Raw genomic sequence first — 21,915 nt, forward strand, 5'->3', positions numbered from 1 at the left:
ACTGGTGGCCTAGGCTTGCCAGCCGGTGCAGAAGTTATATTCGTGTAATGTCAAAAAGAAGGGTATTTCCCCAGACAGGCAGGCTCAGTGTTTTCTCATCGAGAGCGCCTCGGACAAGATTTCCCGGAGCTTTGTGAGAGAATAAGGTTTTTGGATGAACCCCGCCAAGCCGCCGCGGTAGAAATGCTGGACAACGTCCTGCTCATTATAGCTGCTGGACAGAATTACCGGTATGTTGCTTCGTAGGGCGCGAAGCTTGACAAACGTTTCCTCCCCACCCATGCGGGGCATGGTGAGATCAAGCAGTACACAATCGATGTCGTCCCCCTGCGCCTGGACTAACTCCAAGGCTTGCTGGCCGTCGGCCGCCGTCAACACTGAAAAGCCCAGACTTCTAAGCATCCTTACACCGACCTGGCGTACACCGGGGTCATCGTCAACGAGGAGGACGGTTCCCCCCTGCAGGGGGGTAGGGCAGAGGACGGCATCGGTTGTCATTTCTTCGCGAGAACTTAAGACTGCGGGTAACAGAATGGTGAAGGTTGTCCCGCGGTCCGGTTCGCTGCCAACTCGAATAGCACCCCGATGTCCCCGGACGATGCCAAGCACTGCGGCCAGACCTAGACCCCGACCGGTAAATTTAGTAGTAAAGAATGGGTCGAAGATTCGCTGCCGGGTTTCCTCATCTATTCCGGCTCCTGAATCCGAGACCTTTAGGAAGACGTACCTCCCCTCCGCCAGGTTGTCATCCAGGTAGCTTTCGGAGAGATAACGCCGGTCACAATCCATAACGCCGGTGGACAGGGTGATGACGCCGTTTTGGTCGTTGAGGGCTTCAGAGGCGTTAATGATCAGGTTCATGATAATCTGACGGAGCTGCGTGGCATCGGCCTCTACCGCCGGCAGTGCATCGGCGAGACGGTAATTCAACATAGCCTTCTTGGAAATCGATACTTCCAGCATCCGGGCCATCTCCCGAACAATTTCGGAGAGGTTGTATCGCCTTACCAAGAATCGGCCCTTGCCGGAGTAAGCCAGCATCTGGTTGCAAAGATCGGCGGCGCGCTGGGAGGCGCGGGTGATTTCCTGAAGATAGGGGATAGCCGGAGAAGCGGGTGAAAGGGAAAGCTGAGCCAGGTCGGCATTTCCCATGATGCCCATGAGCAGGTTGTTGAAATCGTGGGCGATACCCCCGGCGAGCACTCCCAGGCTTTCAAGCTTCTGGACTTCCCGCATCCGGGCTTCGAGTTTGGCCCGCTCTTCCTCGGCCTGCTGGCGCTCGGTGATATCCCGGATTGCCTCAACGGCTCCGATGACGTTTCCTTGAGAGTCATAAAGAGGACGGGCTTTGGCATAAAGCAGTCGGTTTTCTCCTTTTAATATCACTTCCGCTTCGGCCTCGAGAATATCCCCCTCTCTTTTGATAAAGAGATATTTTTTTTCTATATCAGGATCATTTGCCAGCGCCAGATCAATAAGCGCCGGTCTTCGAATGCCATAAAAGGGTATGGTATAGGCGTGGCCATCCTCGTTAAGTATGGAGTCGGCCTTGACCCCGGTCATCTCTTCGATGGCCCGGTTCCAGATGATAATCTTTCCCTGCCGATCGATGGCAAACATAGCATCCGGCAAAAAATCGATGAGTTGAGCTAATTGCCGTTCTGATTCCCGCAACGCCTCTTCGACCCGTTTTCGTTGGGAGATGTCGGTATGGGTCCCCAACATGCGGCGCGGTTTTCCGTCAGCATCCCATTCCACAATACTGCCCATCGACAGGGTCCAGAGCCAATCCCCTGACTTGGTCTGTTGGCGAAATTCTATCCGATACTCCGGCAACTCGCCCTTCAGGTAGGCGTGGTACGCCGTCGCAACTGCCTCACGGTCATCGGGGTGAAGGCGTGCTATACATTTGTCTGCGGTCTCGGAAAATTTCTCAGGTTCATAACCCAACATCCGGGCATACTCCTCGCTGACCATAGCCTCGCCGGTTTGCACATTGACGTCATACCAGCCCCGGTTGGCCGCGCTCAGGGCCAGTTTCAGGCGTTGTTCGCTCTGCTTCAGCACCTCCTCCGCCCGCCTCCGCTCCGTTATGTCCCGGAAACTCCACACCCGTCCCACAATGCGATCGCCCAGGTATTGCGCCTGGGTAAATCGCTCAAAGATCCGCCCGTCAATAAATTCAAGGATATCAAGAGATTGTTCGTGGGGGCGTTCATACAGTTCTTTGACCCGATGTAAAAAAACCTGGGGATTTTTAAGTTGTTGGGATAACCATCCGAGGGCGCGGGCGTCATCGTGGGATTTCAACACCTCGTCCGGGAGGCGCCACATTTTGGCAAATTTCTGGTTATAACTGACAATCCTCCCCGCCAGATCGATGACCAGGATGCCATCTGCCGTGGACTCGAGGGTAGCCTGTAACAAGGACACGGTTTCCTGCAAGTTCTCTTCTTGCGTTTTTACCTGTTCCGTTGCGGTATCCTTGGCCTCTTCTAATTGGAAGATATATTCTTGAATAGAACGGCGTTCTTGTTCCTCGCGATCTACTGCCTCAATGATTTCTCCGGGATAATCGATATCTTCTTTGCCATTATCCAAGGTCGGCCTCCTCAAGGGTTTTGATCTCTTTGAGAATATCGGGGAAACTTATCGGCTTTTAGAGATACTTATACGCTCCGGCTTTTAAACCTTGTATACATTACCGAAATTTACAACAGATTCTTTTGGGTATCTTCCGGGACCGGACCTTTGCGCTGCTTCGGGGCTGATTTAAAGGTAGCGGCGCCGAATTTCGGGTGTTCCAACTGTTTGCCAGCCAGCAGATCGGCGATGGTGAGAACCTGGAGGCGGGGGAATTTCAGACCGTTGAGCTGTTCGGGTTCATAATAACCGGCGGCGGCAGCTTCGGCCAGCATCTGGCGGGAAGGCTCCTTCAAGGTCAGGAAGGCTCCTAAGGCCGCCTTTTCCCGTTCCAGCACGCCTTTCAGGTCCCGCACCTGGGCAACGCTGACCGCCCCGCTCTTCACCTGCACTACGATCTTCTTAGGTTTCTCAGTATTGTCATCGAAAAAATAGATATAGCCGTCGACGCCGGTGTCCGGCCCCTTGCGTTTATCCTGGGCTGGCCGGGCGTCCACCAGGGACAGGGCCCACCACTCGAATTGATGCCGGTTATGTTCTGCCAGGGCGGCGGCGCTGGTCCAATCGGTGGGGGCGCCGATCACCCGGAAGTCGCTCAGGCTCTCGCCGAAGGTGTCCCGCAGGCGCTTTTTGATCAGGGTGATGGCCAGGTGGGTGATGTCGATGCCGATCCAGCGCCGTTTCAAGCGCTCGGCCACGACTGTGGCGGTACCGCAGCCACAGAAGGGGTCCAGGACGACATCCCCTTCGTTGCTGCTGGTCTTAATGATGCGGTACAAAAGTGCTTCGGGTTTCTGAGTAGGATATTTTAACCATTCTTTGTTTGAACCATGGAGATGCTCTATATCGACCCATATATCAGTTAATAATGTTCCCTTCAATTCATTAAAATATCTCTTCAGCCGTGGAACACCACCTTGTTCAGGTATGACAATCATCCCGTCTTTCCAGGCCTTCATCATCTTCTCTTGTGTCCAACGCCAAACTCTAGTGATACCGCTTCCTGGCGGGAATTCATAAGTTAGATTCGGCCGATTCCTGTTAGGATTTGTCAGGTCTCCTAACTGAAATATTCTTCCCGTCTCAGGCTCAATATGTCTGTAAAATTTCTTAACATAATCCTCTTTATATCTAGAGTATTGCTGAGCAAATTTTGTTTTTTCCGATTTTGCATAGAAAAATATCGTATCGTGGGATCGGGAGAATCGTGTAACGGCATGGGCTTTCGGCTGAGACCTTTTCCAAATAATCTCATTGCGAAAATTTTTAACTTCGAAAATACTATCTAAAAGCAATTTGATATAATGACTCGCTGTCGGGTCGCAGTGTAAATATATGCTTCCCGTCGGTTTTAAAACCCGGTGCAGCTCCACCAACCGGATGGCCATCATGACGATATAGGCCATCATATCGTTCTGGCCCAGGAAACTGCGGAAGGCGGCAATCAGGTGGGATAGCTTTACTGGTCCTGTGGTGATGAGATCGTGGAAGGCCTCCTCTGCCTCCCGACCCCAGTGCCAGGTGTCATCAAAGGCAGTAATCTGGGCCACGGAGGCGTCGCCGCTCTTTTCGGCGAACAGGACGTTATAGGTGGCCTTGGAGTTGAAGGGCGGGTCGAGGTAGATCAGGTCGACGCTCTCCGAAGGGAGGTATTCTCTTAGGATATTCAAATTATCCCCGAAGTAAAGCTGATTCTGCCATGCGTTCATAGCCGTCTCGTTCATTCCTAAAGGTTGTATGAAAACCTATTCCTGTAATACTACAGTTTCACCAACTGTTGAACGATTTCCTCCGGGGTAATCAGATTGCCGTCGATCCGGTTTAAGGGCACGATCCTGGTTTCACCCTGATTCACCCGGAGGACTTCCTGATAAATCTGTCCCAGGTTCAACTCCGGGACCAACACGGCCCGCACATTGACCAGGTAGGGTTCCAGGAGACGTTCGGGAAAGGGCCAGAGGGTTTGAAGATGCAACAGCCCGGCCGGCACACCCAACTGCCGGGCTTCCCGCACGGCCCGCCGGGCGGACCGTGCCACTGAGCCGTAGGCCACTACCAGAATCCGGGTGTTGTCGGTCAGATCGGTCTTTGCGAACTGGATCTCAGGAAGATGTTGATAGATTTTCCGAAAGAGACGACGGCGCCAGGCCAGAATTTCCTCGGGGCGCTGGGTCGGGAAGCCACGGACGTCGTGGATCAGGCCGGTGACATGGTAACGATAACCGTCTCCGAAGATTCCCATGGGCGGCACGCCGTGGCGGGTGTCCTCGTAAGGAATATACCATTCCGGGGGCATTTCGGGTTTTTCCCGGTTGATCACCTGCACTGTTGAGGCTTCCGGAATGATGAATTTTTCCCGGGTATGGGAGACTACCTCATCGGAAAGGATGACCACCGGTGTCCGGTAGGCCTCGGATACATTGAAGGCCTTGACGGTCAGATCGAAACAATCCTGGACGCCGGAGACCGCCAGGACAATAATAGGATGATCGCCATGCGCCCCCCAGCGGGCTTGCATGACGTCTTCCTGGCTGACATTGGTGGGCAGGCCGGTACTGGGTCCGCCGCGCATAACGTTCACCACCACGCAGGGGACTTCGGCAGCACAGGCAAATCCGATATTCTCCTGCATGAGCGAAAAACCCGGTCCGCTGGTAGCAGTCATGGCCTTGGCCCCGGCCAGGGAGGCGCCGATCACCGCCCCCATACTGGCAATCTCATCCTCCATCTGGATAAAGGTTCCCCCTACCGCTGGCAGCCGGATGGACATCACCTCACTGATCTCGGTGGCCGGGGTGATCGGGTAGCCGGCGAAAAATCGGCAACCGGCGGCTAGGGCCCCCTCGACCATGGCCTCATTGCCCTGCAAAAGTACGGGTTTTTTGGCTTGTCCGCCGGATTCGGTCACAGTTGACTCCGGTTATCTTAATCCGCCTCTGAGTTGTCCGAAGTGGGTGTTATGGTTGGGCGCGGGTGAACGCTAATGGCAAAATCCGGGCAGTGTATTTCACACCAACCGCAGCCGATACAGCTATCCGGATCAACAACTAGGGGTCCGCCGGTATCATCCCGGGTAAAGCAGTGCTTGGGACAGAGCGCCGCACAGATGCCACAGCTTTTGCACCAATCGCGGTAGATGTCAATATCAAAATACTTGCGTTTTTTCTCTGTAGCTTCCTCACCGGGAGGTGCGGTTATCGCCGTAGGCAGAGAATTGGCCGCCATTTCTTTAAATAACTCCTTGGCTCGTCCAGTCACGGGGAGACAATGAACCTACTGTAGTTCGCCGAGAATTTTTCACTCCTTATTTCCCTTACCTTGTTCCTTTTTCCTGTCTTGCACCCCGCTGCCGCTTGATAAAATTTCGCAGGATATTCATGCCCTCGGCAGTCAGGATGGATTCGGGATGAAACTGGACGCCAAAGATGGCATGCGTCTTATGTCGCAGTCCCATGATCTCTCCTACCGCAGTCTGCGCCGAGACCTCCAGGCATTGAGGAAAGGTCTCCCGTTCGACAATCAGCGAATGGTAGCGGGTGGCTTCAAAAGGGGACGGAATGCCCTGGAAAATGTCCTGGCCGTCATGATAGATTAAAGAGGTTTTGCCGTGCATCAGGCGCGGGGAGCGGATAATCCGGCCGCCGAAGGCCTCTCCGATGCTCTGATGCCCCAGACAGACCCCCAGAATGGGAATCCGCCCGGCAAAATGCCTAATGGCCGCCACGGAAATCCCCGCCTCCTTGGGGGAGCAGGGTCCGGGTGAGATAATCAGATGAGTGGGATGCAACTCTTCCAGGCCAACGAGGTCAATCTTGTCATTGCGAAAGACTGTCAGCCGGGCACCCAACATCCCCAGATACTGTACCAGATTATACGTGAAGGAATCATAATTATCAATGACCACCATTAGTTGTGAGTCACTCACAGTTCTTACCTCGCCTCTGGTGGGCAAACTCCGGCTTGGCGACGCCAGCGTGCGCCGCTGAGCCGGGGCACCCTGCCAACTCTTATAACAATCCTTTAGCTGCCAACTCCAAGGCCCGCACCATGGCCTGGGCCTTGTTCACCGTCTCCTGATACTCACTGGCGGGATTGGAATCCGCCACAATGCCTGCCCCCACCTGAAGATAAACCTGTTCCTGATGAACCGTCAAGCTCCGGATAGTGATACAGAAATCCATATTGCCGCTGAACCCGAGATATCCTACCGCCCCGGCGTAAGGGCCGCGGCGGGTGGGTTCCAATTCCTCGATGATTTCCATGGCCCGGACCTTAGGTGCCCCGGAGACGGTACCGGCCGGGAATGAAGCCCTGAGCACCTCCAGGGCATCCTTGCCTTCGGCCAGACTTCCTTCGACATGGGAAACGATATGCATGACATGCGAATAGCGCTCCACCCCGAAAAGTTCAGTGACCTTGACGCTGCCGATTCTGGCCACCCGGCCGACGTCATTGCGGCCTAAATCCACCAACATAATGTGTTCGGCTCGTTCTTTGGGGTCGGCCAGCAGTTCAGCCTCCAAGGCCTTATCCTGTTCCGGGGTCTCGCCCCGCCGCCGGGTGCCGGCAATAGGTCGCAGTTCTATCCTGTCTCCCTCCAGGCGTACCAGGATTTCCGGCGAAGCACCTACCAATTTCAAGTCTTCCAGGTCGAGATAGAACATGTATGGGGATGGATTGATACAGCGCAGGGCTCGGTAGAGATCAAAGGGATCATGGCGCAACGGGGTCTGGAAGCATTGCGACAGGACAATCTGAATGGCGTCCCCGGCGGCGATATACTCCTTGGCTCGTACCACGATCTCTTCGAACCGCTCCCGTTTCATGTTCGAGACTAACTGCACCTCTGCCGCAGTTGGCCTGGCCTCAGTAAAATGATGAGGGGCCCGCAGTTCGGCAATAATCCCCTCGATGCCAGCCACCCCTTGCCGATAGAGGGACTCCAGGGAGGCATCCGGGTTGATATGCACCAGGGCTACGACCTTGATGGTGTGCCGCACGTTGTCGAAGATCAGCAGGTGGTCGGTGAGCATCAGAACGGCTTCAGGGATGCCGCCATCTTCTGCCAGACTTGGCAGCCGCTCAATGTAGCGCACCATGTCATAGCTCAGGTAGCCAACGAGGCCGCCGTAGAAACGGGGCAGATCAGGGATAACCACTGCCCGGTAGCGGCTGAGCACCTGCCGGATGATTGCAAAAGGGTCGGCTACTGTCTCGTACTGTTCCATTCCCCGATTATTCTGAACCGTAACCGCGTTTCCTCGAACCTTTAGGATCAAGGAGGGGTGTAGACCCAGGAAGCTGTAGCGCCCCCATTTTTCACCCCCTTCGACGCTTTCAAGCAGAAACGACATGGAATTCGGCCGCAGTTTCTTGTAGGCCGAAACGGGGGTTTCCAGGTCGCCGAGAATTTCCTGGTATATAGGAACGACATTGCCCTGTTGGGTCAGGGCAGCAAAGTCATCAAAGTCAGGAGTTACCATGTGCTATCCTTATATAAAAACAGGTTATAGGTAAGGGGTAAGAGGTGATGACTCCTGGCAATCCGCTGGAAGTCGACTGTTTTTATGCTTCGTTGTGTTCTTGAGAACATGTGCACTTATATGGTTTCCGGTTGAAATAATATAGTAATGGTCATTCTCTTGAAAGCACCCACAGGCTATGAAAATGGTTTTCTGGTAGCACTGGCTTTCTAGCCTGCGCAAAGGTCAAGGCCAAAGAAAAAGCCGCATCCGACTCTTCGGGCGCGGCCTTTGTAATAATACCAAAGCCGCGGCCTCCTCGCGAGGCTCGCGGCTCTTTCTATTCGGTTGTTTGTGTTCCAAGAGCGGCGGCGTTACCTCACGAGGAAGAAAAGCGCCACCAGCACCATTGCTGTTTTTCTGCTACCATATAACTTTTATTATCCAAAAATACTGCCGCTGTCAACAGAATTTCCGGGCTCCAGGATTATTGGATTTTTGTCAGATTATCACCGATTTCTTTCGCCGCCGCCATAGTTGCAGGGCTAAGATCATAGGGTGCCTGACCTTTCAGGTCGGCTTCGATCACCTTTTCGTCGAAAGGCATGAAACCCAAGAATTTTAAAGATGAAAGGTTGGTCTCCAAAAATTCCCGGTCCTGTTGGCTTCTTACTTTATTGCCCACCAGAACTATCCGTTCGATGCCGATATCTTTGGCCAGATGCAGAACGTGCTGGGCGGTTTCGATGCTGCGGCGGCCCGGCTCGACCACCACGATGAGTTTATCGACGCTCCGGGCGGTACCACGGCCCAGATGTTCGATGCCCGCCTCCATATCCATGACCACCACTTCATTGCGGAACAGGACCAGATGGGTCACCAGGGTGCGGAGGAGTACGCTCTCCGGACAGATGCAACCGCTGCCGCCCTTTTTAACGCCGCCCAACACCATGAGTTTGACGCCGTCGATAGTGGTGGAAAATGTATCGGGAATATCGTCCACTTTGGGGTTCAATTTAAAGAAACCGCCCATCTTGCCGGGTGTTGATTCCGTGCGCTCTGCCACTAATTGTTTCATTTCGGAGATAGGTGTGATCTCCTCCGGATGCGGCACGCCTAAGGCCACGGCCAGATTGGCGTCCGGGTCGGCGTCGATGGCCAGAACTTTTTTACCCTGATCACGGAAGTATTTGATTAACAAGGCCGCCAGCGTCGTCTTGCCGACGCCGCCCTTGCCACTTACGGCAATTTTCATAAATCCATCCCCTTATACTGCTCTTATTTCAATCGGTTTGTGATGTTTGGTTTTAACCTCATTGTACCTTAACCATGCTGCATTGGATTTTCAAGGTCGGGCGGTGCTGCCAAAGGAATAATACCGGCGGGCCGCTAGCTGGACTGCTAGCCAGGAAAGGATTTACTTAGCTAGTAACTTCGGTAGCTTGGATTAATAGGGGAGCAGCAGGGGCAAAGAGAACGTTATTGACGGCTCCGGGGTTTACGGTGATTGAGCCTTCTGAGTCAAGCACAATAACTCAGGAAACTTGAGGTGATATCAATTCTTTCATCTTGCCTCTACTCATAAAAACACCCGATAATCCACTTTAAGGATACCTCCCAGGCGTTTGGCCATCTCCTTGCCTATGGGGAGCTTGCCGTGCTCAATGTCGGAAATCCGATTCTTGCTAACCCCGATCAAACGAGCCAGATCTTTTTGGGTCAACCCTTCTTTTTTCCGACCACCCCGCAAGGCAACACCGGGATTAAAATCGGGAAAAACCTCCCGCCAGGGAATCGGACCTGATGACTCCTGTCCCCCATGTTGAGCCACCACTTTTATTATTTCGTCTACTTTTCCTGAGGGAATGCGAAACTTAATCTCTACATAATCGGTCGTACCGGGCTTTCTCGTGGGTTCCAACATACATCACCTCTACCAATTTTTCGGATTGACTAACCACCCGCCAAACCGCCACATAGGTCGGTCGACCTTTTTGTAAGTGGCAGTGGTAGCAGTTATTCCATCCTGAAATCTTCCCGAAATGTGGCCAATTGCTTTTTATCGGGCCGGTATATTCCAAATCCGCCAATAAAATCTGAAAGGTTTCTCTAACTCCCAGGGGAATTTTAATGATGTTCCGGCGAGCCTGGGCGCTTAATCTGACATTCCAGATCGTAAAGAGAATATACCGTTATTTTATTTATTTATCAAGTCTTGGTCGTCTTTCCCAGCGAGGCGCCCATGGACATGAACGTCCGACCCCGATGGAATCGGTCATCAGAAAAGGCGAGATAATGCTATCACATCCAACCGGGTTGATACTGCCACTATTAAATGCGAGGTCATCGTGCTAACCGTCAAACCCATCAGAACCACAGCGGACTATGAAGCCCCTTTTCCCGCCCTTTGCAAAAGATTTCTTGCGGCCAAACATAGTTAAAGGTATAGGTAAGTATGAGCGGGTCAGCTCGCCAAACTACGGGGGACGTTCCAGTACCCACCCCAAGCCTTACAAAAACAAGGAAGGTGTATTACATGCCGGAAGTATACCAACCCCTAACTCCCGAACAAGAAGCTGCGGTTCGGGCACGGATTACCAACAATCCATTTATCATCTCTATGGGAATTGAGGTCCCCGAACTGGGTCTGGGCTACGCCCGGTTTGTCATGCCCTTCAAGCCCGGGCTGGCCAACTCCATCGGTCTGCTACAGGGAGGCATGATCGCCGCCCTGGCAGACGAGGCGGTAGCCTATGCCCTCTGGTCTCTAGTTCCGGAGGAGGAGTTAATCAGCACCGTGGAGTTAAAGGTCAATTTTCTGGCGCCGGTGCGCCAGGGGCCGGTTGAAGCCATTGCCCGCATCGCCAAGCGGGGTGGGACGCTCTCGCTGGGGGAAGTGGAGGTATGGGAGAAAGACAGGCTGGCAGCTAAAGGTCTTTTCACGTATATCCATCTGAAACCACGTTGAGTCTAGGAAACCGCCGGGATCGGATTTTTAAGCGTTGATGGCAGCGACCGCCGCTTGTATAAAAACAGTGGCGGTGGGCAGAACAGGCATTATTGTGTGCAGTCGCCACGTTTTTGTTTTTATGCTTCGTGGTGATTTTTAAACATGACAACTTCTAGTATTCCGGCCATGATCAGTCAAGTCCAGGGTTGTTGCAGCCTCTTACCCGCGTGACCTGGTTACCACACCTCAGCTCGACCCTATGGCAAGGCGGACCATCGCGGACGCCGAGTCAACCTGGGCCACAGCGCCGATAGGCAGCAGGAAGTTATCCGGCTGGTGGCCTGCCGGCAGGCCGGCCAGGATTGGAATACCCAGAGCTGCCCCTACTGCAGTAAAAATATCCCAGAGCTGTTGAATGTCCCCGCATTGCGTGAAACTGCCCAAAACCATTGACCTGACTCTGCTCAGACTGCCAGAGAGCCGTAGATGCTGGAGCATGCGATCTATCCGGTAAGGAGCCTCATGATGATCTTCCAGGAACAGGATACTCTCCGAGAGATCCGGGGCAAAGGGCGTCCCCAGGAGGTGGCAGATGGTGGTGAGGTTGCCGCCGATTAATGGTCCTCGGGCGGCACCGGGCCAGAGAACGGTCAGATCCCGGAAGCAGACCACCTCGATTTGATCCCCGGTGAGCAGGCGATAAAACTGTTCCCGCGCCGGCTCGGTTAATTCGCTCAACTGGGCTACTGTGGGGCCGTGGAAGGTGATGATCCCCCCTTGTTGATGCATGGTGCACAATAAGTTGGTGATGTCGCTGAATCCGATAATCCATTTGGGATTGGCGCGCAGCAGCCCGTAGTCCAGGTGTTCCAGGAGCCTGAGGGCGCCGTAGCCGCCGCGGGCGCAGATGATGCCCCGTACCTCGGGGTTGGCTAACGCTTGTGTCAGGAATCGCCAGACTTCGAGGTCGGCTTCTATTCGGAAAGGGCGGGGGGCAAAGATTTCGGGGCCGTAGCTCAGACGAAAGCCCCACTTCTTCAGCCAGGCGGCGCCGGTCGTGAAGAGGTCTGGATCAACCGGACTGGCAGGTGCGACTACGGCCAGCAGGTCTCCGGGTTTCAGAGGTGCCGGCCAGATGATTGGAAGCCGGTTCGGCGATTCTGGGGAGGTATGCAGGGTCATTGGCTCCGACTTTTGCGGTCTTGATAGTTGTTCTGATAAAATCTCTTTTCCTCTCCTGACCCTTTCTTGCAGGGGGGAGAAGGGGCGGGGCTTATTAGCTTGTGAATTCAATCATCTTCCGGTATTATAGCTTAATCTGAAATAATTACACGGGTAATTTATGAGGGCTGCGGGCCGGGCAGGCCACCATACATTTTTTTGGGTCATACTTCTTTTGATTCTCGGGATAGGTGTCTTTTTCCGACTCTATGGCCTGGGCGATCGAGATCTATGGACAGACGAGGCCTGGGTGGCCTTGGCGGCAACGCAGCCGACTGCACCCGAGGTGTTGGTGGCGGGGAAATCGACACCGCCGCTTTACCTGTTGACCGTGTGGGAAGTAGGACGCCTTCTCGGGCGGAGTGAGGCCGCCTTGCGCCTTACCTCTTGTCTGTTGGGCATCGGCGCCCTGCTGCTGTTTTGGCGTTTGGCCGGGAGGGTGCTGCCCCCTGGAGGTGCCTTGATTGCCCTGGGTCTGGCCGCCGTCTCCCGCCGCTGGGTTTATTTCTCCAAGGAGTTGAAGCAATATAGCGCCGACCTCTTCTTTGCGGTGCTGGTCTTTTATCTGGTGGAAAGGCAACTGCGTCGGCAAGGGCGGGGCGGCTGGCTGCTCTTGACGGTGCTGATGGCCTTGGGTCTGGGGTTTTCTCATCCGTTGGTCTTCCTCCTGCCGGTGGCGGCGGTGGTATTGTGGTGGGAACTGCCCGATTCTAGAAGAGAAATATACCGGGCCTGCGGCGGCCTAGCTTTGATTTTCGCCGGATATTATTGGTTTTTCTTCCGGGGACAGGTAGATCCGGAATTGCTCATTTACTGGCAGGCTGATTTTCCCGTCTTAACTTCCATTGGAGACTTTCTGTGGTGGTTGGGTGGGGCCTGGAGCCGGTATGGGCGGTACTTCTTTGGTACCTGGGGGGCGCCGATTGCCTTGGTTTTCCTGTTGGCGGGCCTGATTTATTGGTTGAAGAGTTCTAGACCGCGAATTATCTGGTATTTTTTCGGACCCCTGCTGTTTGCCCTGGCAGCCGCCTGGGCCCAGCGATATCCATTCATGGGAGGGGCTGGCGGGGTGCGTCTGATGATGTTCAGCGCCCCGATGTTGTACCTGGTGGTTGCGGCCGGGATCATGGCGGTGGTTGCCTGGGGATGGCGGCGGTGGAAGATAGCGGGTCTGATATTGGCGGCAGTAGTGCTTATCTGGGTCCAGCCGGTAATGCTCTGGCGGGAAAATCTGCACCCCCGGGCAAACCGGGAAGAGATCGAGCCTTTGGTGCGGTATGTGCAAACCCACCGGCGCCCGGCTGATCTGATCTATGTCTACTACTTTGCTATTCACCCCTTTAAATTTTACTATCAAGGCCCTCAGGAGCAGATCGTCTGGGGTGCGTCCTGCCATGAAAATTGTCTACCCCTGCCGCCCTTGCAACTCCGGCAGATTGAGCGGGTCTGGCTGATCTTTTCTCATTTTGAGACAGAAGAAGATATAGAGCGGTTTAGCCGCAATCTTTTGGGTGAGGATTGGTCCAGACAATTCGAGCAGCGCCTACCCGGGGCAGCCCTTTTCTGCTATGTACCTGCCCAGGCCATGACCGCGGCCAGTTTTTAATCCGTCATTCTCCCAGTACCCGGAGGATCTCCTCTTGTAGCTGTTTGGCCCGAAAGGGCTTATGAATCACCCCCGCAACCCTGGCCTGTTGAAATTTATTCAGTTCTTCCTGACCGAAAAAACCCGAAGCAACGATAACTTTTACCTGAGGTGCAATAGTGCGCAACTCATGCAGGAGCTGATAACCGTCTTTCTGGGGCAGATAAAAATCCATGATTACCAGATCAATCTCCTGGGTCCGCTGTCGGAATATATCGAGGGCCTGGTCGCCCCGGGCAGCTCCTAAGACCCGGAAACCGAGGTGCTCTAAGAGTTCTTGTTCCAAGGACAGAAAATGTTCGTCATCTTCCACCAGCAGGATGACTTTCAACTTTTTCGGGAAGGTTGGGTCATTCTCGTGCATCTAGCAATACCTGGGCGCACCGGTTTTCGACCGCGCCGTACGAAAACCAGGACTGCGAAGTTCCAATAATTATTCGAGGTTTGAATGTAAATCTAAGCGGGTGGGATGATTAACAGATAGTATATACCGGCAAACAGAAAATGCCTAACGTTTTCGTCGGGGTATTGGAGATCGTAATACTTTAGCTATCTGAGAGAATAGATCAAGCAATAGTGGCCGGTGTCCACCTCACCGCACGACAGCACCGACAGGTCCATCCGTAGGGGAGAATCTGGTATTTGCCGCAAACAACTGAGGTGTTACTGGGGGCCAACACAGGGTCCGCCCCTGTTAGAAAGTTTTTCTAAAGAGTAAAAATTCCTGTGGTTTGCAGGTGATTGACAGAAATGTCGATCACCAGGCAATCAATAGATTAACCAGGCCAGAGCAACAGATCAACCTCGCTGATCGATGACCAGGGGGGAGGTTTCACCAATTCGGACGATGGTATTGGGTTCGACCAATTTGACTCTCGGCGTGACCCCGATGCTCTGGGCCAGTTTATGGCTCAGTTGGTTAATGAGCTGGCGTTGGGCCACCATGCGGTCGAAGAAGATGCTTTCCCTGACTTCTACCCTGACTTCCAGGTAATCCTGGCGCCCCTCCCGTCCCACCACTAACTGATACACAGGGGCTTCTCCCTGCAACGCGGCCAGAATCTGTCCTACCCGTTGGGGAAAGATATTGACCCCTTTGACGATGATGACCTCGTCGGTACGCCCGAGGATCCGGCTAAGGCGGGCGAAAGTGCGGCCGCAGGGGCAGGGTTCATAGGTCAGGGAGCATTTGTCGCCGGTGCGGAAGCGGATTAGTGGAACTGCCTCTTTGGACAGAGTGGTAATTACCAATTCGCCGATCTCACCCGGTTGTAAAGGAGCAGTAGTTACCGGATCGATGATCTCCGGGAGAAAGTGGTCTTCGTTAAGGTGCATCCCCTGGCGGTATTCGCATTCACCGGCCACCCCCGGTCCCATGGCCTCGGAAAGGCCATAAAGGTCGAAGGCTTGCAGGAGAAGACGTTCTTCAATCTCCCGGCGGCGGTCTTCCCCCCAGGGTTCGCCTCCCATGAAACCGACGCGCAGGTGCAGGTCTTTGGGGTCCAGGCCGATTTCCTGGCATTTATCTGCGATCACCAGGGCGTAGGACGGGGTGGCGACCAGGGTGGTAGTGCGGTAGTCCCTCATAATCTGGACCTGACGGAAGGTATTGCCGGTGCCGGTGGGGATGACAGAGGCGCCCAGCACTTCAGCGCCGTAGTGAACGCCAAAACCACCGGTCATGAGGCCATAGTTGAAGGTTATCTGAACGACATCATCTTTGGTTACACCGGCGGCGGCCAACATGCGGGCGGCCAATCTGGCCCAGTTCCGCAGGTCCCTGCAGGTATAGCCCACCACCATGGGGTTGCCGACGCTGCCGGAAGAGGAGTGAATCCGCACCACTTCGCGTAGCGGCACGGCAAACATACCGTAGGGATAGCTATTGGACAGGTCCTCTTTGGTGGTGAAAGGCAATCTGCCAAGGTCTTCGAGGGACTGAAAGTCCTCCGGCAGGAGTCCGGCCTGGTCAAATTTCTTCCGGTAGAATTTAACGTTGCGGTAAACCCGCTGCAGTGTCGACTGCAGGCGCTCGAGCTGCAATTGGGCAATCTCGGCACGCTCCATGGCCTCGTATTGGCTTTCAAACATCGCCATCTTCCTCCTCCCGGCCCAGATACGCTTCGATAACCTGCGGGTTCTGCCGGATGGCCTTGGGCGGTCCCTGGGCGATGACCCGCCCCTGGTCAAAGACCACGATCCGGCTGCTGATATTCATGACTAGGTTCATATCGTGTTCGATGAGCAGGACGGTAATATGCCGCTGTTGGATATTGTCAATGAGCGCCATCAGATCTTCGGTTTCCCTCGGATTCATGCCGGCTGCGGGTTCGTCTAACAGCAGCAGGCGAGGGTTGAGGGCCATGGCTCGGGCGATCTCCAGGCGCCGCTGGTCGCCGTAGGCCAGACTGTCCGCCGCCCAATGCTCTTTATCCGCCAGACCCACGAAGTCCAGCAACTCCCGGGCGAAGTCGGCACTCCGGCGCTCCTGGCGGCGGACCGCAGGCAGATTCAGTAAGGTCGCCAGCAGATTGCCATGCAGATGCAGGTGTTGGCCCACAAGGACATTTTCGAGAACCGACAGGCCGCTGAAAAGCTGGATGTTTTGAAAGGTGCGGGCCAGGCCGAGGCGGGCGATGCGGTGCGGCGGCAGATAGCTAAGTTCCCTGCCGTCCAGGCGTATCGAACCGGAGCTAGGAGGCAGGATGCCGCTGATGAGGTTGAAACAGGTGGTCTTGCCGGCTCCATTGGGGCCGATAAGCGCCTGCACCACTCCCATCCGGACGTCAAACGTGACGCCGTTCAAGGCCTGGAGTCCACCGAAAGATTTACTGAGGTTGTTGATCTCTAAAAGCATCGATTATGCTGACAGGTTGGCCGGTAGATCGTGTCCGCCCTAATTTTATGTGATGATTAATACATAGATCATATTTGCCGCTAAATTCACTATTCCCAGACTTCCTGGTAGCCTTTTCCGAGATAGGCCCGTTTAACTTCGTTGTGATTCATCAGATCCGCAGCGGAGCCGTCGAGGCTGATGCCGCCGGTCTCCATGACATAACCGCGGTCGGCCACCTTCAGGGCCGCTCGGGCATTCTGTTCGATGAGCAGGATAGTGGCACCGGTTTTCTGCAGACCGACGATGATCTCAAAGACGTGTCTGACCAATCTCGGCGCCAGGCCCATGGAAGGCTCATCCAGGAGCAATAGTTTGGGACGCGCCATAAGCGCCCGGGCTATAGCCAAGATCTGTTGTTCTCCACCGCTGAGAGTGCCTGCCGGTTGTTTGGATCGTTCTTTGAGGATGGGGAAGCGTCGCTGGATGTCCTCAAGATCAGCCCTGACAGACTTATGGTCGTGGCGGGCAAAAGCGCCCAACTCGAGGTTGGCCGCGACACTGAGGGAACTGAAGACCCGACGACCTTCGGGAACATGGGCGATGCCGCGCAGGACGATCTGGTCGGCACTTAGGCGGCTGATATCTTCCCCCAAAAATTCAATTTTGCCTTTCCGGGGCCGGAGCAGGCCGGAGATGGTCCGTAGCGTAGTAGTCTTGCCGGCGCCGTTGGCCCCTAACAGGGTGACGATCTCGCCTGGACGGACGTGCAGAGAAACGCCCTTGAGGACGTGTAACCTGCCGTAATAGCTGTGGACGCTTTTCAGAGTGAGCATGGGTTTTTCTGATTCCGGCAGGAATAATCCTTGTCAGAATCTTTAGTTGTCGTTTTTCCTACCCGGAAGGATGAATTTGCGGCTTAATTTGCCACCGCCCAACAGACCCTGGGGACGCCAGATGAGCATCACGATCAGGAGGCCGCCATACGCCAGATCCTGATAGTCGGCAAACCGCCGGAGCATCTCCGGCAAAGCGGTCAGGATGCAGGCGCCGAGCACTGACCCGAGGATGCTGCCCATTCCCCCCAGGACCACCATGGTCAGGATCAGGATGGAAGTGTGCAGGCCGAAACTTTCAGGATTGATAAAAGTAATATAGTGGGCGTATAGAGACCCAGCGAGACCTGCCAGACCGGCGGACAGGGCAAAGATGGCAATTTTGTAGGCCGCAGTGTTGATACCCATCACATTAGCAGTGATCTCATGATCCCGGATGGCTTTCAGGGCCCGCCCATGGCGGGAGTTGACCAGACGATGGATGAACAGCAGAGTAAGGGCAACTGCTAGAACCACCAACATCAGATACCAGCCTTTGAGGCGGAAATTCAAGTCGAACATTGTGGGCGCCGGAATGCGGGTGATGCCGTCCGGACCACCGGTGATATCCAGGTTTAACAGGACCAGGTCGATAATAACGCCAAATCCCAGGGTGACGATAGCAAGATAGTCATCCTTAAGTCGGAGAGTAGGAATCCCCAGTGAAAGGCCGAAAAGGGCAGCAACAATCATCGCGGTCAAAAGGGCCAGGAGAAACGGGAAGTGCCAATGAATGGCTACGAGGGCCGAACTGTAGGCCCCCAGACCGTAAAAGGCCGCATGACCTAATGAAACCTGGCCGCAATAGCCGATGATGAGATTGAGGCTGAGGGCCAAGATGATGTATAAACAGGAGATAATGGCTAAATGTAAGAAATATTCGGTCATGATTGTATGACGTTTGGTTTTTCCCGCGTTCCGTTTGAGGCTCTAGTGGCCGCGGCTGCCTAACAGACCGCGGGGCCGCACCAAAAGAACGACGATGAGTATGGCGAAGGCAATGGCATCTTTATAGCCCGAAGACAGATAAGCCGCTCCCAAGTTTTCCGCTACTCCAAGGATCAACCCCCCAATGATGGCCCCCGGGATATTGCCCACCCCGCCCAACACCGCCGCACTGAAGGCCTTGAGACCGGGCAGGAGACCCATCCGGGGATACGTCGCGTTATAGTAAATGGCCATCATAATGCCGGCGGCGCCGCTGAGGGCAGAGCCGATGACAAAGGTCAGGGTAATCATGCGGTCAACATTAATCCCCATCAGCCGGGCAGTATCCTGATCCAGGGCCGTAGCGACGATGGCCTTGCCGAACCGGGTGTATCTCACAAAAACCATCAGGAGGATCATGAAGAAGAGGGCGGAAATAAAGATAGCCGCCTGCAGCGTAGATATGGATGCGCCAGCCACATCAAGGGCGGCGAACTCAAAGTGCGTCGGGAAGGAACGGTCCTCGGGGCCGAAAAGCAAGAGGGCCAGACTTTGCAGCAGGATGGAAGCCCCGATGGCGCTGATGAGCGGCACCAGAGGGTGGGCGCCTCTGAGCGGCCGGAAGGCGAATCGCTCCAAAGCCACCCCCACCAACACCGCCACCCCCATACCAAAAAGACACGCCACGAAAAAATTCACCTGATAAGCACTCAAAAGCAGGACGGCAGCAAACGCCCCGGCCATATAAATCTCGCCTTGAGCAAAATTGATCAGGCCCAGGATGCCATAGATCATGGTATAACCCAGAGCGATGAGGGCATAAACGCTGCCGGCGGTGAGGCCGTTGAGAATCTGTTGCAAAAACATGAGCACCGGGGGTCAAGGTCCAAGGTCTCAAGACCGGGGGCCGAGGTTCGAGATTCAAGGTTGGAAAGCCCGGTCGATTGGCCAGGACATCATCTTGCTGCATACTTTTATCTTATTATCCCTGATAATGCAAGGATATGACGTTTCGGGAAAAGCGGCGGACCGGTGGTTTTTGCCGGGATTCAATATTCTTCTAACACCCGGCCGGTGGCGGTGAAGCTGATCCCCTGGTTGAGGAGCGTGCCTATCATCAGCCCCTCGATGACGGGAGGAGATACTTTTTGCGGCGCCCGCCAACGCACGAGAAAACAGGCCTCGGAACCGGCGCTGACATCGGACTCCCGCACGTGAAACCGCACCGCCGCCAAAGGCTCCAGAGTTACGGCAGGTGGGACATAATCCCGCACCAGTTTGCCGTTTTCGTCATAATATTTCACTGAGACAATTTCAATGGGGCGCGTCGTTTCGGTATTGCGGAGACTGAGCGTGATGCCAAGATTAAAGGAATGCATTTTATCCCCGTAGTAAATGTGCGAATAGACCGGCACGTAAACCAATTGGCCCTTGGAGGGACTTCTGGTATCAGCCGGGAGGGGAACACTCAGCCAACCGGAGAGGATCAACAATGCACACCATATGACCGACCAGGTCTTCCAGGACCACATCTTCATAGCACCCTCCTTATGGGATAACCCCCCCTGACGCCGGGACGGAGCCTTAGACTTTGGCACATGGCGTCCTGCTCCATCGCTTTCAGGCGTAGGTAATTTATATCTGCAAGGCCTGAAGTAGTTGACGGTGCAGCAGGCCATTGCTAGCCGCCACGTTATCAGAGGCCAGATCAAAAGGACCGCCCCCGAAGTTCGACACCCGCCCGCCGGCCTCCTCAACGATCAACACCGCGGCGGCGGTGTCCCACGGTTTGAGCCCTTCTTCCCAGAAGCCGTCAAAGCGGCCAGCGGCCAGGCAGCTTAGATCCAGGGCGGCTGAACCGGGGCGCCGGACGCCTTCCGCCAGAGCCACCAGTTTCTTAAAACGCCTGATGGTATTTTCCAGACGTTCATTGACGTTATAGGGAAAGCCGGTTGCTACCAAGGCCTGGTCGAGTTCTCGGACCGTCGAGACGCGTATAGGTTGCCGGTTAAGCCAGGCACCCCGCCCCCGAGCGGCTTCAAAGAGCTCTTCTCGCATAGGGTCATACACTACCCCGTAGAGTACCGCCCCCTGCTGCTGAAAAGCAATGGAAACGGCGAACATCGGGAAGCCATGCGCAAAATTGACTGTTCCGTCCAATGGATCGATAATCCAACAGTTGTCCTGGGACGACTTGGCAGAGTTCGGCGCCCCCTGTTCTTCAGCGAGAATATGATGGTTCGGGAAGACCTGCAGAAGGGTTTGAACAATTATTTCCTGGCTTTGCAGATCGCTCTCGGTTACCGGATCATGGCGGCCTTTAAGGGTGATTTTGTGAGGCTGAGCAAAATTCCGCCGCAGCAAGGCCCCCGCCTTTAGGGCAGCCTGGCGGGCGATTTGTTGAATCTGGTCTAACAACCTGAACTCCTTCTATTGACTGTAGTCTTTACTGAAAAGATTGTTTTTGGCGCCCCTTATCATGCCACTTGGGGGAGAGAGGGGATTAAAAAAGGCTTAACATATAGACTCTATGCCACTGATGTGACGTTGATCACCAGGATGTGCAAAGGCTATCTCCGACGGCGATTTTTGGGGCGTCGAGCGGTCTTTTGGCCTCTGCCGGAGGAGGCATCGGGAAGAAAGAGAAACACCCCCAAAAGACCGGTGAAGAATCCTCCCAGATGGGCGAACCAGGCCACCGGTCCTCCCTGGCGCAGTCCGTAGAATTGCAGCAACAGCCAGAAGCCCAGCCAGACATAGGCGGGAATGGCGATGATCTTCACCTTCACCAGCAGGTATACCAGGGTTTGCACCGGCGCCTGCGGGAAGCGGATGAGATGGGCCCCCAGGACGCCAGCGATGGCGCCACTGGCCCCAATGATGGGCGCCGACAACTTGCTGGCTGCCAGGGAGTGGATCAACAGGGAGAAGAAGCCGCAGAAGAGATAGAACCCGAGAAACCGCCAATGACCTAGTTCGCCCTCCAGGGCCTCGCCAAAGACCCAGAGAAACAGCATGTTGCCCAACAGGTGGACCCATCCGGCGTGCAGGAAGAGAGAGGTGAACATCGTAGCCGCCAGCTTGAGAGATTGCCCGGAACCGAATAGCTTTACCTGGGAAAGCTTGGCCGGGATGGCGCCTCCCTGCCAAAAGAGTTTTAAAGCAGCCTCCTGACCGATGTGCAACTGAAAAAAGAAAATGACAAAATTAAGGCTGATCAGCCCGATAGTGGCAAAAGCCCAAGAGTTCTGGGAAGCCAGACCGCGGATTGGTATCACCATAGATGCCTTGTATACCTTCTACCGGAAACTGTCTTTTCTGACTAACGAAAAGTAAGCTCTACCTAAACAATACAA

Annotated in this window: 20 protein-coding genes; 2 read left to right on the forward strand and 18 right to left on the reverse strand. The window is 54.6% G+C overall.

All coding sequences use genetic code 11. The features are described from left to right. Nucleotides 1-84: 84 nt before the first annotated feature. From DESAC_RS09120 to DESAC_RS09155, 8 genes are all read right to left on the reverse strand, one after another. Nucleotides 85-2,601 (reverse strand): PAS domain-containing hybrid sensor histidine kinase/response regulator, encoded by a 2,517-nt coding sequence (locus DESAC_RS09120; RefSeq protein ID WP_013706776.1) that lies wholly within the window; start codon nucleotides 2,599-2,601, stop codon nucleotides 85-87. Nucleotides 2,602-2,711: 110 nt separating this feature from the next. Beyond that, entirely contained in the window at nucleotides 2,712-4,352 is a 1,641-nt protein-coding gene (locus DESAC_RS09125) for a DNA methyltransferase (RefSeq protein ID WP_013706777.1), read from the reverse strand. A 50-nt stretch (nucleotides 4,353-4,402) separates the two neighbouring features. Next, nucleotides 4,403-5,551, reverse strand: coding sequence for a 2-oxoacid:acceptor oxidoreductase subunit alpha (locus tag DESAC_RS09130; protein ID WP_013706778.1), 1,149 nt, complete (start codon nucleotides 5,549-5,551; stop codon nucleotides 4,403-4,405). Between the two features lie 17 nt (nucleotides 5,552-5,568). Then, a complete protein-coding gene (locus tag DESAC_RS09135) occupies nucleotides 5,569-5,868 on the reverse strand; it encodes a 4Fe-4S dicluster domain-containing protein (RefSeq protein WP_013706779.1) in 300 nt (99 codons plus the stop codon). An 88-nt stretch (nucleotides 5,869-5,956) separates the two neighbouring features. Then, nucleotides 5,957-6,550 (reverse strand): anthranilate synthase component II, encoded by a 594-nt coding sequence (locus tag DESAC_RS09140; RefSeq protein ID WP_041283898.1) that lies wholly within the window; start codon nucleotides 6,548-6,550, stop codon nucleotides 5,957-5,959. 100 nt (nucleotides 6,551-6,650) lie between these two features. Next, nucleotides 6,651-8,126 carry an anthranilate synthase component I gene (trpE, locus tag DESAC_RS09145; protein ID WP_013706781.1) on the reverse strand — a complete coding sequence of 492 codons (1,476 nt, stop codon included), beginning with the start codon at nucleotides 8,124-8,126 and terminating at the stop codon, nucleotides 6,651-6,653. 466 nt (nucleotides 8,127-8,592) lie between these two features. Further along, nucleotides 8,593-9,360, reverse strand: a complete 768-nt coding sequence (locus tag DESAC_RS09150) for an ATP-binding protein (RefSeq protein ID WP_013706782.1) — start codon at nucleotides 9,358-9,360, stop codon at nucleotides 8,593-8,595. Between the two features lie 324 nt (nucleotides 9,361-9,684). After that, nucleotides 9,685-10,029 carry a helix-turn-helix domain-containing protein gene (locus DESAC_RS09155; RefSeq protein WP_013706783.1) on the reverse strand — a complete coding sequence of 115 codons (345 nt, stop codon included), beginning with the start codon at nucleotides 10,027-10,029 and terminating at the stop codon, nucleotides 9,685-9,687. Between the two features lie 612 nt (nucleotides 10,030-10,641). Between DESAC_RS09155 and DESAC_RS09160 the strand changes: the two genes are divergently transcribed. Beyond that, entirely contained in the window at nucleotides 10,642-11,073 is a 432-nt protein-coding gene (locus tag DESAC_RS09160) for a PaaI family thioesterase (protein ID WP_013706784.1), read from the forward strand. Between the two features lie 228 nt (nucleotides 11,074-11,301). On the opposite strand, the gene DESAC_RS09165 is transcribed toward DESAC_RS09160, so the two are convergent. Next, nucleotides 11,302-12,237, reverse strand: coding sequence for a S66 peptidase family protein (locus DESAC_RS09165; protein WP_013706785.1), 936 nt, complete (start codon nucleotides 12,235-12,237; stop codon nucleotides 11,302-11,304). A gap of 160 nt (nucleotides 12,238-12,397) precedes the next feature. Between DESAC_RS09165 and DESAC_RS09170 the strand changes: the two genes are divergently transcribed. Further along, complete coding sequence (locus tag DESAC_RS09170) at nucleotides 12,398-13,882, forward strand: glycosyltransferase family 39 protein (RefSeq protein WP_013706786.1); 1,485 nt, start codon at nucleotides 12,398-12,400, stop codon at nucleotides 13,880-13,882. 4 nt (nucleotides 13,883-13,886) lie between these two features. On the opposite strand, the gene DESAC_RS09175 is transcribed toward DESAC_RS09170, so the two are convergent. The 9 genes from DESAC_RS09175 to DESAC_RS09215 form a co-directional block, all read right to left on the reverse strand. Next, nucleotides 13,887-14,285: a response regulator gene (locus tag DESAC_RS09175; RefSeq protein WP_013706787.1), complete on the reverse strand. Its 399-nt coding sequence runs from the start codon at nucleotides 14,283-14,285 to the stop codon at nucleotides 13,887-13,889. 434 nt (nucleotides 14,286-14,719) lie between these two features. After that, on the reverse strand, nucleotides 14,720-16,018 hold the full coding sequence (locus DESAC_RS09180) for a phenylacetate--CoA ligase family protein (RefSeq protein ID WP_041283899.1): 1,299 nt from the start codon (nucleotides 16,016-16,018) through the stop codon (nucleotides 14,720-14,722). Next, complete coding sequence (locus DESAC_RS09185; RefSeq protein ID WP_013706789.1) at nucleotides 16,005-16,778, reverse strand: ABC transporter ATP-binding protein; 774 nt, start codon at nucleotides 16,776-16,778, stop codon at nucleotides 16,005-16,007. The genes DESAC_RS09180 and DESAC_RS09185 overlap by 14 nt, the downstream gene beginning before the upstream one ends. An 89-nt stretch (nucleotides 16,779-16,867) precedes the next feature. After that, nucleotides 16,868-17,593, reverse strand: a complete 726-nt coding sequence (locus tag DESAC_RS09190) for an ABC transporter ATP-binding protein (RefSeq protein ID WP_013706790.1) — start codon at nucleotides 17,591-17,593, stop codon at nucleotides 16,868-16,870. A gap of 42 nt (nucleotides 17,594-17,635) precedes the next feature. After that, entirely contained in the window at nucleotides 17,636-18,520 is an 885-nt protein-coding gene (locus tag DESAC_RS09195) for a branched-chain amino acid ABC transporter permease (protein WP_013706791.1), read from the reverse strand. Between the two features lie 42 nt (nucleotides 18,521-18,562). Continuing rightward, nucleotides 18,563-19,426: a branched-chain amino acid ABC transporter permease gene (locus DESAC_RS09200; RefSeq protein ID WP_013706792.1), complete on the reverse strand. Its 864-nt coding sequence runs from the start codon at nucleotides 19,424-19,426 to the stop codon at nucleotides 18,563-18,565. Between the two features lie 182 nt (nucleotides 19,427-19,608). Beyond that, the gene (locus DESAC_RS09205; RefSeq protein WP_013706793.1) at nucleotides 19,609-20,097 is read right to left on the reverse strand and encodes a DUF3124 domain-containing protein; all 489 of its coding nucleotides are present in this window, start codon (nucleotides 20,095-20,097) and stop codon (nucleotides 19,609-19,611) included. Between the two features lie 97 nt (nucleotides 20,098-20,194). After that, nucleotides 20,195-20,977, reverse strand: coding sequence for an inositol monophosphatase family protein (locus tag DESAC_RS09210; RefSeq protein WP_013706794.1), 783 nt, complete (start codon nucleotides 20,975-20,977; stop codon nucleotides 20,195-20,197). A 152-nt stretch (nucleotides 20,978-21,129) separates the two neighbouring features. After that, complete coding sequence (locus tag DESAC_RS09215; RefSeq protein WP_013706795.1) at nucleotides 21,130-21,840, reverse strand: rhomboid family intramembrane serine protease; 711 nt, start codon at nucleotides 21,838-21,840, stop codon at nucleotides 21,130-21,132. Nucleotides 21,841-21,915 lie beyond the last annotated feature (75 nt).

It is taken from the genome of Desulfobacca acetoxidans DSM 11109, assembly GCF_000195295.1.
Taxonomy (GTDB): Bacteria; Desulfobacterota; Desulfobaccia; order Desulfobaccales; family Desulfobaccaceae; genus Desulfobacca; species Desulfobacca acetoxidans.